This is a genomic window from Microbacterium sp. CIAB417 (assembly GCF_022788845.1).
In genome coordinates, this window is sequence record NZ_JAHZUT010000051.1 from 1 (window position 1) to 228 (window position 228).

A 228-nucleotide genomic window follows, 5' to 3' on the forward strand; every position below is an offset into this window, starting at 1 on the left:
AAAGCCTGATGCAGCAACGCCGCGTGAGGGATGACGGCCTTCGGGTTGTAAACCTCTTTTAGCAAGGAAGAAGCGAAAGTGACGGTACTTGCAGAAAAAGCGCCGGCTAACTACGTGCCAGCAGCCGCGGTAATACGTAGGGCGCAAGCGTTATCCGGAATTATTGGGCGTAAAGAGCTCGTAGGCGGTTTGTCGCGTCTGCTGTGAAAACTGGAGGCTCAACCTCCA

The 228-nt window shown here is 54.4% G+C and carries 1 rRNA gene; it reads left to right on the forward strand.

Annotation, left to right across the window (positions count from 1 at the left end):
• A 16S ribosomal RNA gene (locus KYX17_RS31685) occupies nucleotides 1–228 on the forward strand; the annotation flags it as partial.